Genomic DNA, 13,409 nt, shown 5'->3' with positions numbered 1-13,409 from the left:
GAGCCACCCGGCTGTGAGGGTTACAGGTGAGACTCGGCGTACTCGGCCAGTACCGAGCGCGGCACACCCTGCAGGGTGATGTGCACGCCATGGGGGAAGTCCTTGAAGCGCTCGGTCAGGTAGGTCAGGCCCGAGCTGGTCGCGGACAGGTACGGCGTGTCGATCTGTGCCAGGTTGCCCAGGCATACCACCTTGGAACCGGAGCCGGCACGGGTGATGATGGTCTTCATCTGGTGCGGCGTGAGGTTCTGGCACTCGTCGATCAGGATCAGGCTCTGCTGGAAGCTGCGCCCGCGGATGTAGTTCAGCGACTTGAACTGCAGCGGCACGCGTTCGAGGATGTATTCGACGCTGCCATGGGTGCTTTCATCGTCCATGTGCAATGCTTCGAGGTTATCGGTGATGGCACCCAGCCAAGGCTCCATCTTCTCCGCCTCGGTGCCCGGCAGGAAGCCGATCTCCTGGTCCAGCCCCTGCACGCTGCGGGTGGCGATGATGCGCCGGTAGCGCTTGCTGACCATGGTCTGCTCGATGGCTGCGGCCAGAGCCAGGATGGTCTTGCCGGAACCGGCAGCGCCGGTCAGGTTGACCAGGTGGATATCGGGGTCGAGCAAGGCGAACAGTGCCAGGCTCTGATGAATGTCCCGTGGCTTCAGGCCCCAGGCCTCCTGATGCAGCAATGGCTCCTGGTGCAGGTCGAGCAATAGCAGTTCATCGTTACGGATGCCTTTTACCCAGCCGACAAAACCTTGCTCGTCGATGATGAACTCGTTGATGTGCACGGCGGGCAGGTTGTCGATCATTTGTACCCGATGCCAGGTGCGGCCACGCTCCTGACGGGTATCGACCTTGCTGACCCGGTCCCAGAACGAACCCGTGACCGAATGATAGCCCTTGGACAGCAAGGACACGTCGTCGACCAGTTGGTCGGTGCTGTAGTCCTCGGCCGCGATCCCGCAGGCGCGGGCTTTCAGGCGCATGTTGATGTCTTTGGTGACCAGCACCACGTCCAGGTCGGTGCGCCGGCTACGGACCTCGAGCAGGGTGTTGATGATGATGTTGTCGTTGAGGTTTTCCGGCAGCAGCTTGCTGGGCTCGTTGCGCGGGCTCATCAGGATCGACAGGAACCCCTTTGGCCCGCTCTTGCCACGTTGGATCGGCACGCCCTGCTCCACATCGCTGGGCGAAGCGTCACCGAGAAGCTGGTCGATCAGGCGGATAGCCTGGCGACATTCGGCAGCGATGGTCTGTTTACCGGTCTTGAGCTTGTCGAGTTCCTCCAGCACCGTCATCGGAATGGCGACGTGATGCTCCTCGAAGTTGAGTAATGCGTTGGGGTCGTGAATCAGGACGTTGGTATCGAGCACATAGAGGATTGGCTTGCTGGAGGAAGGGTTGCGTCCTTGGTCATCCATACTCGGTCACCTTATGTCGAAGCCACACGGCACGCTCTGTAGTGCGCCGCAGAGTGACCGCCGGTCTTCCCGTATCCGCGTTGCTACGGGCGGGAAGCGTACCTGGCAAGGTGGGGTGGATGACGCCACCTGTGCTGCAGGAATCGGCTGTCTGGTTTCTTCATACCGCAAAAGCCATGACCGAAAAAAGCATTTTTACGAGATTTTGAAGTTTATTTTTCCGATTGACGAAGAGCGCTTGGCGGCAACGCCAGACGGGACTACAGTCAAAAGTCATACCCTCTATTCGCGATAAGCGTAATCACGGCAGCCTTCCCAGCCGATGCCGCTCTGCGCCGTGTTGTGCAGCAACCACTCGACCGCCGACTGCGCCTTGGGCAGGCTGTCATGGAACTGGATCACCCCCTTGCGCCAAAGCAGCATCAAGGTCAGCACCCGCTGGGCCGAAGCGTCGGCTGTCAGCGCGCCATCATCCTGAGCGTCGATATCCCATAGCGAGACCCGTAGCTGCTGGCTGGCCATGAACGCTTCGCCGTCGGCCCGGCGCTGGCCGTAGGGCGGGCGGAACAGCGGCACGTATTGCGTCGGCAGGTCGGCCTGGACCCGCGCCTGGGCGCGCTTGATCGAGTCCTGCCAGCCCTGCCACTGGGCGTGGGAGCGATATTCCCAACCCTGGATGCCTACGCATTGGCCGCTGTAGAGCTGGGCCAGCGCATCGGCTGCACCGGTATCGCGCCGCTGCTGCAGGCGATTACCCAAGACAAAGAAGGTGCCCTGCAGCTTTTGCTTGCGCAGGTATTCGGTGAGCGCATCGGTGCTACCGCCATCAGGCCCCGGGCCACCGACGAACGTCAGGAGGAACATGCGGTCATTCAGTTCATCGCCATTTCGCTCGCGGCTGGACAAGCGTTCGACCTCGCTGCTGGTCTGTGGCAGCAATGCTGCCTTGCGCAGTTGTTCATCCAGATAACGCGCATGAAACTGGTGGCTCGGCTCGATCCAACCGGTGTAGAACGTGCCGACATCGGTAGCGAATGTCGCTGCCCTGGTGCGCAAGTCGGCCATTGACTCAAGCAGGTAGCAGAACGAGGCATCCTGCTCGCAGCTGCGCCGGGCCTGCTGGTAACCCTGCCACAACCGCTGCCACATCTGCGCGCGCACGGCGCGAACCTTCTGCAGGTTGATCTGCCGCAGCCCCAAGCGTGCAGCCAAGGCGCCATCGTCGAGCAGCTCGCTTTCATGCAGCACCTGGGCAAACGACAGGATCTCGGCCCGCGAGGCGACGTCGAACAGCACCGGGTTGTCCAGCTGCTCGGGCCACAGGCTGCGGTCCAGGCTGGCCGGGGGCATGGGGGCGGCCTGGGCGGCCAGGCTCAACAAGGTGGCCAGCAAGGCCCCGGCAATGCGCACGATCGGTCTCTCCGTGACAGCCAAAACGCGCACTATAGCGCCTGCATTGGCGATGGTCTGTGACTATTGTCGCCATAGTTTGGCGTTACCGGCCGCGATCCGTAGAATTCCCCGCGACGATTCCCAGGAGCCGACCCGATGCTGACGGTGATTTCCCCCGCCAAGACCCTCGACTACGACACCGCGCCGGTGACCGAGCGCTTCACCCTGCCGCAATATCTGGACGATTCCCAGGAGCTGATCCAGCAGCTGCGCGAACTCTCGCCGACGCAGATCAGCGAGCTGATGCACCTGTCCGATAAGCTCGCCGGCCTCAACGCCGCGCGATTCGGCAGCTGGACCCCTGACTTCACTCCGGCCAATTCCAAGCAGGCGCTGCTGGCGTTCAAAGGTGACGTGTACACTGGCCTGGATGCCGAAACCCTTTCTGAGGATGATTTCAGCTACGCCCAGCGGCACCTGCGCATGCTCTCCGGCCTGTACGGTCTGCTGCGCCCGCTCGACCTGATGCAGCCCTACCGCCTGGAAATGGGCACCAAGCTGGCCAACGCCCGCGGCAAGGACCTGTATGCCTTCTGGGGCACGCGCATCAGCGAGTGGCTGAACCAGGCGCTGGCCGACCAGGGTGACGACCTGCTGCTGAACCTGGCCAGCAACGAATACTTCAGCGCGGTGAAACGCAGCGCGCTCAAGGGCCGGGTGATCAACGTCGACTTCAAGGACCTGAAGAACGGCCAGTACAAGATCATCAGCTTCTACGCCAAGAAGGCTCGCGGCATGATGAGCCGCTTCGTGATTCAGGACCAAGTCAACGACCCCGAGCAGCTCAAGCGCTTCGACGTGCAGGGCTACTACTACAGTGCCGAGCAGTCGAAGGCCGATCATTTGGTATTCCTGCGCGATCATCCAGCCGACTGATCGATGCCGGGGCCGCCTGGCGGCTCCGGCGGTATCAGTACGTAACCACTCTCCAGCCCCTGAACTTCGACACCCTGCACCCCCATCGTGCCTGGCGTGACAGGCACTTTACGCGATGCCTGGCCTTCGTCGGGCCGAAACAGCACATAGGTGCGCCCGGCATCGTCCACCTGCAACGCCTGCGCAGGCACCACCATCGCCTGCTCCTGGCGGTGAAGCAACAACGCCAACTGAGCCCTCATGCCCAGGCGCAAGCCCAGTTGCAGGGCCGCAGCCGGCAAATCCAGACTGACTTGCAGGTCGTACCAGGCCCCCTGTCCAGTGTCGTCGCTTGCTTGCATGGCAATCCGGTCGATGCGGCCTGCAAACAGCTGCTCCGCGATGACGGCCTCGACCAGCATGCCTTCACGCACCTTGGCCAGATCGTGCTCCTCCAGCCTGGCCACCACCTGCAAGCGCTCCAGGTCGACCAGGGTCAACAACGGCATGCCCTGACTCACCTCTTGCCCGACATGCACCTGCCGGCCAGCGGGGCCGGCATCCGTACCCACGGGCAAGAGCACGCCGGTGAAAGGCGCCTCGATCACCTGCTGCTCACGCATTCTGGTCAAGACCTGCCAGCGCGCTTGCGCATTGCCAGCTCCATTTCCGCAATCAGCAACGCATCGCCCTGCCCCCGCGCCCGCGTCAACAGCAACTCCTGTTCAGCATCCAGCAATGCCTCACGCTGCGTCTGGCGCAGTTGTTCGAGGCTGGCGACTTCCATTCGGGCGACGATGCCACGCTCGAACAGACGCCGCGTGTCCTGCAGGCTCGCCTGGGTGGCCGCCAAGCCGGCGCGGGCCGCTCTTACACCACGCAAGGCTCGCGCCACCTGAGGGCCGCTTTCCCAGGTACGCAACTGCAGGAGCTGGTCCTGTGCCTTGAGGTGCTCGGTGCGGGCCTGGCGTAGCTGGATGTCAAGCTGAGCAGTCTCGAGGCTGATCAAGGGCTGGCCCGCTTCCACGCGCTGTCCATCCTGAGGGGGTATTGCAGCCACCACACCATCGAACGGAGCGCTCAATGTCACCTGGCGGGTCGCCTGAAGCCTGCCCACCAACCCCAGACGGCTTTCCAGCAATTGCGGTTCGACACGCAGCCACGTCTGCTCGGGAAGCTGAACTGCGCGGGGCCATATCATCATCGCCAAGTCGCCACACATCACCGCGACGGCCAGCCAACAGGCCCGTTTAATCATTGAGGGCCACCTCCCAGTTGGCCAAAGTGGTCCCCACGACCTGATCGAGGATGACTTGCGCATCCAGGTACGCGATCGTCGCTTCAAGCTGCGTGCTTTGCGTCTGACGCAGATCATTCTCGAAACTGAGCACCTGAAAATTGCTCGAGCGCCCTGCCGCGAGCTTTTGCTGTTCGATTTCCAGCTTGCGCCGGGTCAGGGCCAGCGCACGCCCGGCGATCTCCACTTGCCGCCAGCGGACCTGGAGATCGCGTATTGCCGTACTCACCTCGCGCTGAAGCTGCTGACGGGATTCAGCCAGGCGCAAGCGCTGGTCTTCCACCCCGACCTTGGCCCGCACCTGCGCCTGGCGGCGGCTCAGGTCACCGATCGGTATCTCCAGCTCCAGCCCCACATAGTGCTCCCACGTCGTCTCACTGCCGGGGCGTTCCCGGGTCTGGCTGGCCCCGCCGATCAGTGACAGATCCCACCATTGCGCGTTGCGTGCGACCTGCAGCTCGATGGCCGCCTGTTCGGCCGCCAGCCGCTGCATCAGAAACGCCGGCTGCAGCGCTTCTGCCTGGGCCAGGGCCTGCTCGGCGCTCACCTGCGGACGCTGGGCCAACAGCCCCTCTGCGGCTCGTAGCGGTGTCGCAAGGTCCAAAGCCAGCAATTGCGCCAGGGCCACGCGGGTATGCCGCAGCTGGTTGCGGCTGCCTTCGAGGGCCAGCTCCTGGCTGGCGACCTCGGCCTCTGCCTGCACGACTTCGAAGGCTGCCATGCGCCCGGCAGCGATCAACGCCCGGTTCACCTCCACCAGCTGACGGGAACGCGACAGGCCATCTTCGGCAATGTGCAGTTGCTCCTGCGCGCGCAGCAGGTCGCGGTATGAAAGCAGGGTGCGGGTAATGACTTGGGCCACGTTGTCGGCGAGGGTCAGACGGTTCGACTGTTCCGCCAGGTAAGCCTGGCGCAGCGGCGCGCTGGCGATGTCCCGCCCGGCGCCGCGCAGCAATGGCTGAACGATCATCAGGCTGGCGCCATCCCGGTACCGCCGCCCCGCCGCATCGGCTTGTGTATGCCCGTAATCCCACTCCAGATTGAGGCGCGTACCGTACCGGGTGAGCAGACTGGCGCTCGGGGCCAGCTGTGCCTCCCGGTAGCGATCGGCATGATTGCGATTGCCCAGGTAGCGAGCCTTGAGCGACAGCTGCGGGGCGAACCGGTCCTGGGCCACACGCAGGTCGTACTTCTGCGCGACACGCTCAAGGTAGGCACTGCGGATCGCCCGATTGTCGCGCAGGGCCAAGGCAACGGCATCGGCCAGGTCGATATCCACAGGTTCATCGTGCAACGCCGACAATGCACTCACCGAGCCACCCTGCTGCAAGGTCGGCCTGGACGGCTGCAAAGTGCTGTCGGCCAGGCCGAACAGGGGCAGTGACCATACGCAGGTCATCGCCAGCCACTTACTCATCACGCAAGGCGACGACAGGCTGTAGCCGCGCCGCAGCCAGGGCGGGCTGCAAACCGAAGAACAACCCCAGGGCGAGCGACACGCCCATGCTCGCCGGAAGCGACCTTGCGTCGAGCGCAAGATCCCACCCTGAAACCCGGGCGAACAACCACGCAGCCGCCAAGCCAAGCACTGCGCCCAGCAGCGCTCCGGCCACCGACAACAGCAGCGCCTCAAGCAGGAACTGCCAGGCGATGTCGCGGCCGCGCGCGCCCAGGGCCATGCGCACCCCGATTTCGCGTCGGCGCTGGGTCACGTTCATCACCATCACATTCATCACCCCGACACCCCCCAGTAGCAGGGCAACGGCGGCGGTGCCGCCCAGCAGACCGGTCATCACCCGTGTCTGGCCGGCCATGCCTTCGAGCATTTGCCTGGGTAACTGGACATCCACGTCATGCTGCATGAGCCTGGCGCGCAGATAGTGCTCCAATGAACGTGCAGCCTGGGTGAGGGTTGAGGCCTCGATCCCTTTAGCGATCAGCGTTGCAACCTCGGGTACCGGGCTCAAGCGACGCGTGCCTGGCAAAGGCATCAGAACGCTATCGTCGAAATTGACCGGCAACATCGGGTTGTAGCCACGTGGCGCGAGCACACCGACCACATCGAACAGATAGCTACCCAATTGCACGCGATCACCCGGCCTCACCTGCAACCGCGCCGCCAGCGAAGCTCCCAGCAACACATGCGCGGCCTGGTCATCGTAAGCAGACAGCGAGCGGCCTCGGGCTACCTGAAGGTCGATGACCTCAAACAACTGTGCAGTGCTGCCTGCCACCATCGTCTCGATGCTTTCCCCGTTGAACTGCACAGCGAACACACCAGCTGCCAAGGGGGCCACAGCTCGGATGCCCGGCGGCAACGCGACAGGTTCCAGACGCAGGGGCACGCCGCCTTCGACCATGGATTGAAGGTTGACGACCAGCAACTCGCTACCCAGGCCCTGGAACAATTGCCGGGCATACTGTGCTGCGCTGTGGCCGATATTCATCAGGGCCACCAGTGCGGCACAGCCGACTGCGATGCCAAACAGCGCAAGCCAGGCCCGCACGCCCAGCTGCCGAACGCTGAACAGGGCCTCGCTGAAGCGTTGCGGCCAGCTTGGGCCGTAGGCGGCTTCAGGCATCGAACACGCCACCATTGCGAACCAGCAGGCACCGGTCCATGCACTGCGCCATGGCCGGGTCGTGGGTCACCATCAGTAGCGTCATGAACTGCTCACGGTTCAACGTGGTGAGCAGCCCAATGATGTCCTGCGCCGTGTCATGATCCAGGTTGCCTGTGGGCTCATCGGCCAGCAAGATCCGTGGTTCCGTAACCAGCGCCCTGGCAATTGCCGCTCGCTGCCGCTGGCCGCCAGAGAGGTCGGCCGGGCGATAGTTCGCGCGAGGCTCCAGGCCGACTTTCTCCAACTGAACCTTGGCGATCTGCCGAGCCGACGCCAGGCGGATGCCGCGGTAGCTCAAGGGCAGCGCAACATTGTCCAGCACGGACAACCGGGGCAGCAGGTTGAAGCTCTGGAACACGAAGCCAAGCAGGCGATTACGGGTAATGGCACGCTGATCGGCATCGGCTTGGGCCATCTCATTCCCATCCAGTACCAGGCGCCCGTGACACGGCTGGTCAAGCAGACCGATCAGGTTGAGCAGCGTGCTTTTGCCAGAGCCGGAGGCACCGACGACGGCGCAGGATTGGCCTGCCGGGATGGAAAACGATACGTCCTGGAGCACGGCTTCGCCTCCCAGCCGACGTGTGACGCCGTGCAGGGCAATGATCGAGGTCATCCCTTGTTACCCCCCTTGCTAATGGCATCAGCGGGGGGATCAAACGGCACTGAGGACGAGGCTTTTTCCGTTCTCCATTGTTTGGCGACCAGGTCGATCAATGACATATCGAATGCTTCGCCCTCTTCATCGTAGCGAGAGAGCATCATTCTGTAATCCATCTCCCAATTGCCCATAATTTGCGCTTCTTCCATCGCCGGAAGCGCTCTGTAATATTCGATAATCTCGCGTATACCTTGTTCTACGCCTCCGGTTCGATGGCGTTCACCTTCCATTTTCTGGGTTATGTAAACCGACCACTCCGATCGTCGACCTGCCAATTCCAATCGCGCAGCTCGTCGCTCATTTACAGTAAAGTCACCACCCTCATCATACGTAATCAAACTTAGTTGTTCTGAGGACAAACCCGTAAATGGATTGGAGCCTCGACCATTCGCGAAGTCGGTGGCTTGCTGAGCCCGCGCCAACAATTCACTATCATCGGTGTCGGGCAAAAAGTTATCATAAGATAACTTGTTAAATGAGTAGCTGGCTCCCGTCAGCTTTTCCAGCATGCGTGCAGCCAATGCCGAAAGTTCGCTACGAGAAAGCTGACCATCTCTAATTGCCGCGCGTTGCGCTGCAGCACTGAGCTGCCGAGAAAGGCTTGAAAGCTCGGAATTCTCTGGTTTTCGGTCGCTTTCAAGCGCTTTGACCTGTGCCGCCTTGTCAACACTCGAGGCTCTTCTGACAGGCAGGGCCTCTGTCGTTTGTGCTTTTCCAAGAACCGTATTTTTTGGAAGTTGCATATACCACCTCACCTGAAAACACCAGCCGTCCGGCAGCAACACGCAGTCCATTCGGACGCATGCTACTGCCCACTCCAAATCTGCAAAATTACTTCATGGTGAATTCAACTGACCATGAGTAGTCGGCATTGGTACGCGTGATGCTCGCGGTGCAGGTAGCCCCTCCACTCGGTGTCGCAGTTTTAGTCCACTGCGGCTGTTTGACTCCTCCAGGCAAAACTCTCATCTGGAAGGTCGTCCCAAACGCGCAAGTTTTACCACCTAGCGTATAACGTACCATTGCTGCATTGACGTCAGGGCTTACCACACGTTGTACATCAAACGTGGTCTGCATCTTCGTCGCTACTTTATTGGCCGGCTTTGGAGTGGCTATCTGGTAAGTGCTGCTTTCATTGGAGGTCACCATTTTCAGTACGGCGTCCTGCCCCCCGAGATTCTTGAACGTCACGTTGACGTTCGGCCCAGCCTGCACCATGCCAGCAAACAGCAGCGATACCCCGCCGATCAGAACCTGTGTTGTCTTCTTCATAAGCTTTATCTCGTCTCTTCCATGTGATTGATGGATGAGACGCCCGCGGTGGCCAGTGGCCCGAGATTGCTCAAGACGCTCCGTCGTACATGAACAGCTCCACAGAGCGTCCAAAGGGGGTAACGGCAGTAGCCGGCAAAGCCTTAGCTTTCGTGAGGCCTTTGTGTGTTACCGGATATGTGCCAACCAGTGCCCCATTGCAGGGCAATTGCAAAAGACCGCCAAGTCAATAGTCAGGCGCCAATAACCCGGCGCTGACCCCTCTATCGCCAAACGCCATAAGACCGTTCGTACTTTTTTGACGAATTTTGAAAAATATTTTTCCGTGATGGCATAACACCACCGCGCTTCAGTCTCGTCCTTTATAACTGGGGGTGAAACTGTGACGTGCTATCAATTTGAAAGTATTTGCCACTGAAAAATTATTTAGAAATCTTTCATCGAAGCGGAACCCGTTCAGGAACTTCTACTGCGGCGCATCGCTCATAGTGCCGTAACGAATTTCCTGCCCCTGGGGTGTGAGAGATGACTTACAGATGACAACCGGCAGGTATCACTACCCGCCCCGATAATCTGGCAAGTGCAACGGGAAACCCCGCAGGCATTGCCCATCGAGGAGTAACGCGCCCTTTCAAACTCGTCCTAGTGGTTGATTTCAAAGGATTTTTCCACTTGAAAGAACAAGCACAGCAGAGCACCTAGTAGCGCTTTGCAATAAAGACGGCTGCATGACAGGGCACGCCTTTTAAATACTGGCTTATTACTGCCAACTTTTAGTGCACAACTTTGTGCGCGACGGATTTATTCATGCCTGCGCTCGGCGAAATGAGCTTTCGCCATGGATCCGTGCGCCCGAAAACTGTTGTTAATCAACCCAGTCCGGCTCTTCCTGGAAGAGCTGGCGTGATAAACACATGAGGTGATAGCGATGCGTATCAGCATCTTTGGTTTGGGTTATGTGGGTGCGGTCTGTGCAGGCTGCCTGACGGCGCGAGGCCATGACGTGATTGGTGTGGACGTGTCCAAGACCAAGATCGACCTGATCAATCAGGGCAAATCGCCCATCGTCGAGCCTGGCCTGGAAGAACTGCTGCAACAAGGCATCGCCAATGGTCGCCTGCGTGGCACCACCGACTTCGCCGAGGCCATCCGCGCCAGCGACGTGTCGATGATCTGCGTCGGCACCCCAAGCAAGAAGAACGGCGACCTGGGCCTGGAATACATCGAGTCGGTGTGCCGCGAAATCGGCTACGTGCTGCGCGACAGCGAGCGCCGCCACACCATCGTGGTGCGCAGCACCGTGCTGCCGGGCACCGTGAAGAGCGTGGTAATCCCGATTCTCGAGGATTGCTCGGGCAAGAAGGCCGGTGTCGACTTCGGCGTTGCCGTCAACCCGGAATTCCTGCGTGAAAGTACCGCGATCAAGGACTACGACCACCCACCGATGACCGTCATCGGTGAACTGGACCGCGCCAGCGGTGACGTGCTGCAAACCCTGTACGAAGAACTCGACGCGCCGGTCATTCGCAAGCCGATCGAAGTGGCCGAGATGATCAAGTACACCTGCAACGTGTGGCATGCCACCAAGGTCACCTTCGCCAACGAGATCGGCAACATCGCCAAAGCCGTGGGCGTCGATGGCCGTGACGTGATGGACGTGGTCTGCCAGGACAAAGTACTGAACCTGTCGCAGTACTACATGCGCCCTGGCTTCGCCTTCGGTGGCTCGTGCCTGCCGAAAGACGTACGCGCCCTCACTTACCGCGCTGCGTCCCTCGACGTCCGTGCACCGCTGCTCGACTCGCTAATGCGCAGTAACGAATCGCAGGTGCAGAACGCTTTCGAACTCATCGAAGCCCACGACAAGCGCAAGGTCGCCCTGCTCGGCCTGAGCTTCAAGGCCGGCACCGACGACCTGCGTGAGAGCCCACTGGTGGAACTGGCCGAGCGCCTGATCGGCAAGGGCTACCAGCTGGATATCTACGACGAAAACGTCGAGTACGCCCGCGTCCACGGGGCGAACAAAGAGTACATCGAGTCGAAGATCCCCCACGTCTCGTCGTTGCTCAATGCCGACTTCCAGAAGGTCATCGCCAACGCCGACATCATCGTCCTGGGCAACCGTGACGAGCAGTTCCGCGCCCTTGCCGAGCAAGCGCCGGCCGGCAAGCAGGTGATCGACCTGGTCGGCTTCATGGGCAAGCCGACCTGCACCACCAGCCGTACCGAAGGCATCTGCTGGTAAGTGCTCGACCGGGCAGCGGGGTGCTCTTGCAAGAGCGGCACCTGCGCTGCCCACCCTTTCCCGAATTCTCGACGGATGCTGAACATGCAAAGGCTCCAGACTGTGCTGTTGCAGTGCGCCGGGTGGCTGCTCTACATGAGCCTGCTCATGCTGATCGCCCTGGCCCTGCCAGCCGATATCTTCGACTCGCAGTCGAAGCACTTCATCTTCCTGGTCGGCGCAGTCGGCATCTGGCGCTATTCCATGGGCGCCACCCATTTCATCCGCGGCATGATCTTTCTCTACGGCGTCTACCCGTACCTGCGCCGCAAGGTACAGAAGATGGGCGATGCCGCCGCGCCGTCGCATGTGTACCTGATGGTCACCAGTTTCCGTATCGAAGCGCTGACCACTGCCCAGGTGTACAGCTCGGTGATCCGCGAGGCGATCGAGTGCGGCTACCCCACCACCGTGGTCTGCTCGCTGGTGGAAATGTCCGATGAACTGCTGGTGAAGAGCCTGTGGGCCCGCTACAACCCGCCCGCCCACGTCAAACTGGACATCGTGCGCATCGCCGGTACCGGCAAGCGCGACGGCCTGGCCTACGGCTTCCGCGCCATCTCGCGGATGCTGCCTGACGAAAACGCCGTGGTCGCGGTGATCGACGGTGACACCGTGCTCGGCGAAGGCGTGGTACGCAAGACCGTGCCGTGGTTCAAGCTGTTCCCCAACGTCGGCGGCCTGACCACCAACGAGTTCTGCGAAGTGCGCGGTGGCTACATCATGAGCGAGTGGCACAAGCTGCGCTTCGCCCAGCGCCACATCAACATGTGCTCGATGGCCCTGTCCAAGCGCGTGCTGACCATGACCGGGCGCATGTCGATGTTCCGCGCAAGCGTGGTGACCAACCCCGAGTTCATCGCCGACGTCGAAAGCGACTCACTGATGCACTGGCGCCTGGGCCGCTTCAAGTTCCTCACCGGTGACGACAAGTCCAGCTGGTTCAGCCTGATGCGCCTGGGCTACGACACCTTCTATGTGCCGGATGCCGCGATCAACACGGTCGAGCACCCGCCAGAGAAGAGCTTCCTCAAGGCCAGCCGCAAGCTGATGTACCGCTGGTACGGCAACAACCTGCGGCAGAACTCCCGTGCCCTGGGCCTTGGCCTGCGCCGCCTGGGCCTGTTCACCAGCATCGTGCTGTTCGACCAGCGTGTGTCGATGTGGACCAGCCTGCTCGGCCTGACCGTGGCGGTGATCGCCAGCCTCAAATTCGGCATGGCGTTCCTGCTGGTGTACCTGCTGTGGATCGGCATCACCCGCCTGATTCTCACCGTCATGCTGCTGTGCTCCGGCCACAACGTCGGCCCGGCCTACCCGCTGATTCTCTATTACAACCAGATCGTCGGCGCGCTGATGAAGATCTACGTGTTCTTCCGCCTCGACAAGCAGTCCTGGACCCGCCAACCGACTGCCCTCAAGCGTGACCTCGCCAGTTTTCAACAATGGTTCAACACCTGGTCCTCGCGGACCATGACCTTCTCGGCTGCCAGCATCTTCGTCGCTGTGCTGTTCATGGTCGTGTGAGCCCAACCCGGATCGGAACTAA

The 13,409-nt window shown here is 61.1% G+C and carries 12 protein-coding genes; 3 read left to right on the top strand and 9 right to left on the bottom strand.

The genetic code is table 11. The features are described 5' to 3' along the window. Positions 1–20: 20 nt before the first annotated feature. Both ACLEJU_RS00610 and ACLEJU_RS00605 read right to left on the bottom strand, forming a co-directional pair. Positions 21–1,415 (bottom strand): PhoH family protein, encoded by a 1,395-nt coding sequence (locus tag ACLEJU_RS00610; protein WP_435421661.1) that lies wholly within the window; start codon positions 1,413–1,415, stop codon positions 21–23. A gap of 282 nt (positions 1,416–1,697) precedes the next feature. Further along, entirely contained in the window at positions 1,698–2,825 is a 1,128-nt protein-coding gene (locus ACLEJU_RS00605) for a polysaccharide deacetylase family protein (protein ID WP_435421662.1), read from the bottom strand. 138 nt (positions 2,826–2,963) lie between these two features. On the opposite strand from ACLEJU_RS00605, the gene yaaA reads away from it, so the two are divergent. After that, positions 2,964–3,743, top strand: coding sequence for a peroxide stress protein YaaA (gene yaaA / locus ACLEJU_RS00600; RefSeq protein ID WP_435421663.1), 780 nt, complete (start codon positions 2,964–2,966; stop codon positions 3,741–3,743). On the opposite strand, the gene ACLEJU_RS00595 is transcribed toward yaaA, so the two are convergent. The 7 genes from ACLEJU_RS00595 to ACLEJU_RS00565 all read right to left on the bottom strand — a co-directional run bounded on the left by ACLEJU_RS00595 (position 3,728) and on the right by ACLEJU_RS00565 (position 9,576). Beyond that, a complete protein-coding gene (locus ACLEJU_RS00595) occupies positions 3,728–4,345 on the bottom strand; it encodes an efflux RND transporter periplasmic adaptor subunit (RefSeq protein ID WP_435421664.1) in 618 nt (205 codons plus the stop codon). The two genes, yaaA and ACLEJU_RS00595, sit on opposite strands and share 16 nt — an antisense overlap. A gap of 5 nt (positions 4,346–4,350) precedes the next feature. Next, entirely contained in the window at positions 4,351–4,926 is a 576-nt protein-coding gene (locus ACLEJU_RS00590; protein ID WP_435421665.1) for an HlyD family efflux transporter periplasmic adaptor subunit, read from the bottom strand. A gap of 46 nt (positions 4,927–4,972) precedes the next feature. Further along, on the bottom strand, positions 4,973–6,436 hold the full coding sequence (locus tag ACLEJU_RS00585; protein ID WP_435421666.1) for a TolC family protein: 1,464 nt from the start codon (positions 6,434–6,436) through the stop codon (positions 4,973–4,975). After that, positions 6,429–7,601 (bottom strand): ABC transporter permease, encoded by a 1,173-nt coding sequence (locus ACLEJU_RS00580; protein WP_435421667.1) that lies wholly within the window; start codon positions 7,599–7,601, stop codon positions 6,429–6,431. The genes ACLEJU_RS00585 and ACLEJU_RS00580 overlap by 8 nt, the downstream gene beginning before the upstream one ends. After that, the gene (locus tag ACLEJU_RS00575; protein ID WP_435421668.1) at positions 7,594–8,259 is read right to left on the bottom strand and encodes an ABC transporter ATP-binding protein; all 666 of its coding nucleotides are present in this window, start codon (positions 8,257–8,259) and stop codon (positions 7,594–7,596) included. The genes ACLEJU_RS00580 and ACLEJU_RS00575 overlap by 8 nt, the downstream gene beginning before the upstream one ends. Further along, positions 8,256–9,047, bottom strand: coding sequence for a hypothetical protein (locus ACLEJU_RS00570; protein ID WP_435421669.1), 792 nt, complete (start codon positions 9,045–9,047; stop codon positions 8,256–8,258). Before ACLEJU_RS00570 ends, ACLEJU_RS00575 begins: the two co-directional genes overlap by 4 nt. Positions 9,048–9,135: 88 nt before the next feature. Then, positions 9,136–9,576 (bottom strand): hypothetical protein, encoded by a 441-nt coding sequence (locus ACLEJU_RS00565; RefSeq protein WP_435421670.1) that lies wholly within the window; start codon positions 9,574–9,576, stop codon positions 9,136–9,138. 928 nt (positions 9,577–10,504) lie between these two features. On the opposite strand from ACLEJU_RS00565, the gene ACLEJU_RS00560 reads away from it, so the two are divergent. Continuing rightward, positions 10,505–11,821: a nucleotide sugar dehydrogenase gene (locus ACLEJU_RS00560; protein ID WP_435421671.1), complete on the top strand. Its 1,317-nt coding sequence runs from the start codon at positions 10,505–10,507 to the stop codon at positions 11,819–11,821. An 84-nt stretch (positions 11,822–11,905) separates the two neighbouring features. Further along, positions 11,906–13,387 (top strand): glycosyltransferase family 2 protein, encoded by a 1,482-nt coding sequence (locus tag ACLEJU_RS00555; RefSeq protein ID WP_178083377.1) that lies wholly within the window; start codon positions 11,906–11,908, stop codon positions 13,385–13,387. Positions 13,388–13,409: the final 22 nt, after the last annotated feature.

Source organism: Pseudomonas sp. SMN11 (genome assembly GCF_052041945.1).
Classification (GTDB): domain Bacteria; phylum Pseudomonadota; class Gammaproteobacteria; order Pseudomonadales; family Pseudomonadaceae; genus Aquipseudomonas.
Note: the sequence above shows the minus strand (reverse complement) of the source record. Positions and strands in the feature narration are given on the sequence as shown.

Excerpts from the sequence above, each read along its gene's own strand:
- yaaA (WP_435421663.1), top strand. The coding sequence starts at position 2,964 with ATGCTGACGGTGATTTCCCCCGCCAAGACCCTCGACTACGACACCGCG.
- ACLEJU_RS00570 (WP_435421669.1), bottom strand. The coding sequence starts at position 9,047 with ATGCAACTTCCAAAAAATACGGTTCTTGGAAAAGCACAAACGACAGAG.
- ACLEJU_RS00560 (WP_435421671.1), top strand. The coding sequence starts at position 10,505 with ATGCGTATCAGCATCTTTGGTTTGGGTTATGTGGGTGCGGTCTGTGCA.
- ACLEJU_RS00580 (WP_435421667.1), bottom strand. The coding sequence starts at position 7,601 with ATGCCTGAAGCCGCCTACGGCCCAAGCTGGCCGCAACGCTTCAGCGAG.
- ACLEJU_RS00555 (WP_178083377.1), top strand. The coding sequence starts at position 11,906 with ATGCAAAGGCTCCAGACTGTGCTGTTGCAGTGCGCCGGGTGGCTGCTC.
- ACLEJU_RS00575 (WP_435421668.1), bottom strand. The coding sequence starts at position 8,259 with ATGACCTCGATCATTGCCCTGCACGGCGTCACACGTCGGCTGGGAGGC.
- ACLEJU_RS00590 (WP_435421665.1), bottom strand. The coding sequence starts at position 4,926 with ATGATGATATGGCCCCGCGCAGTTCAGCTTCCCGAGCAGACGTGGCTG.
- ACLEJU_RS00565 (WP_435421670.1), bottom strand. The coding sequence starts at position 9,576 with ATGAAGAAGACAACACAGGTTCTGATCGGCGGGGTATCGCTGCTGTTT.
- ACLEJU_RS00595 (WP_435421664.1), bottom strand. The coding sequence starts at position 4,345 with ATGCGTGAGCAGCAGGTGATCGAGGCGCCTTTCACCGGCGTGCTCTTG.
- ACLEJU_RS00610 (WP_435421661.1), bottom strand. The coding sequence starts at position 1,415 with ATGGATGACCAAGGACGCAACCCTTCCTCCAGCAAGCCAATCCTCTAT.
- ACLEJU_RS00585 (WP_435421666.1), bottom strand. The coding sequence starts at position 6,436 with ATGAGTAAGTGGCTGGCGATGACCTGCGTATGGTCACTGCCCCTGTTC.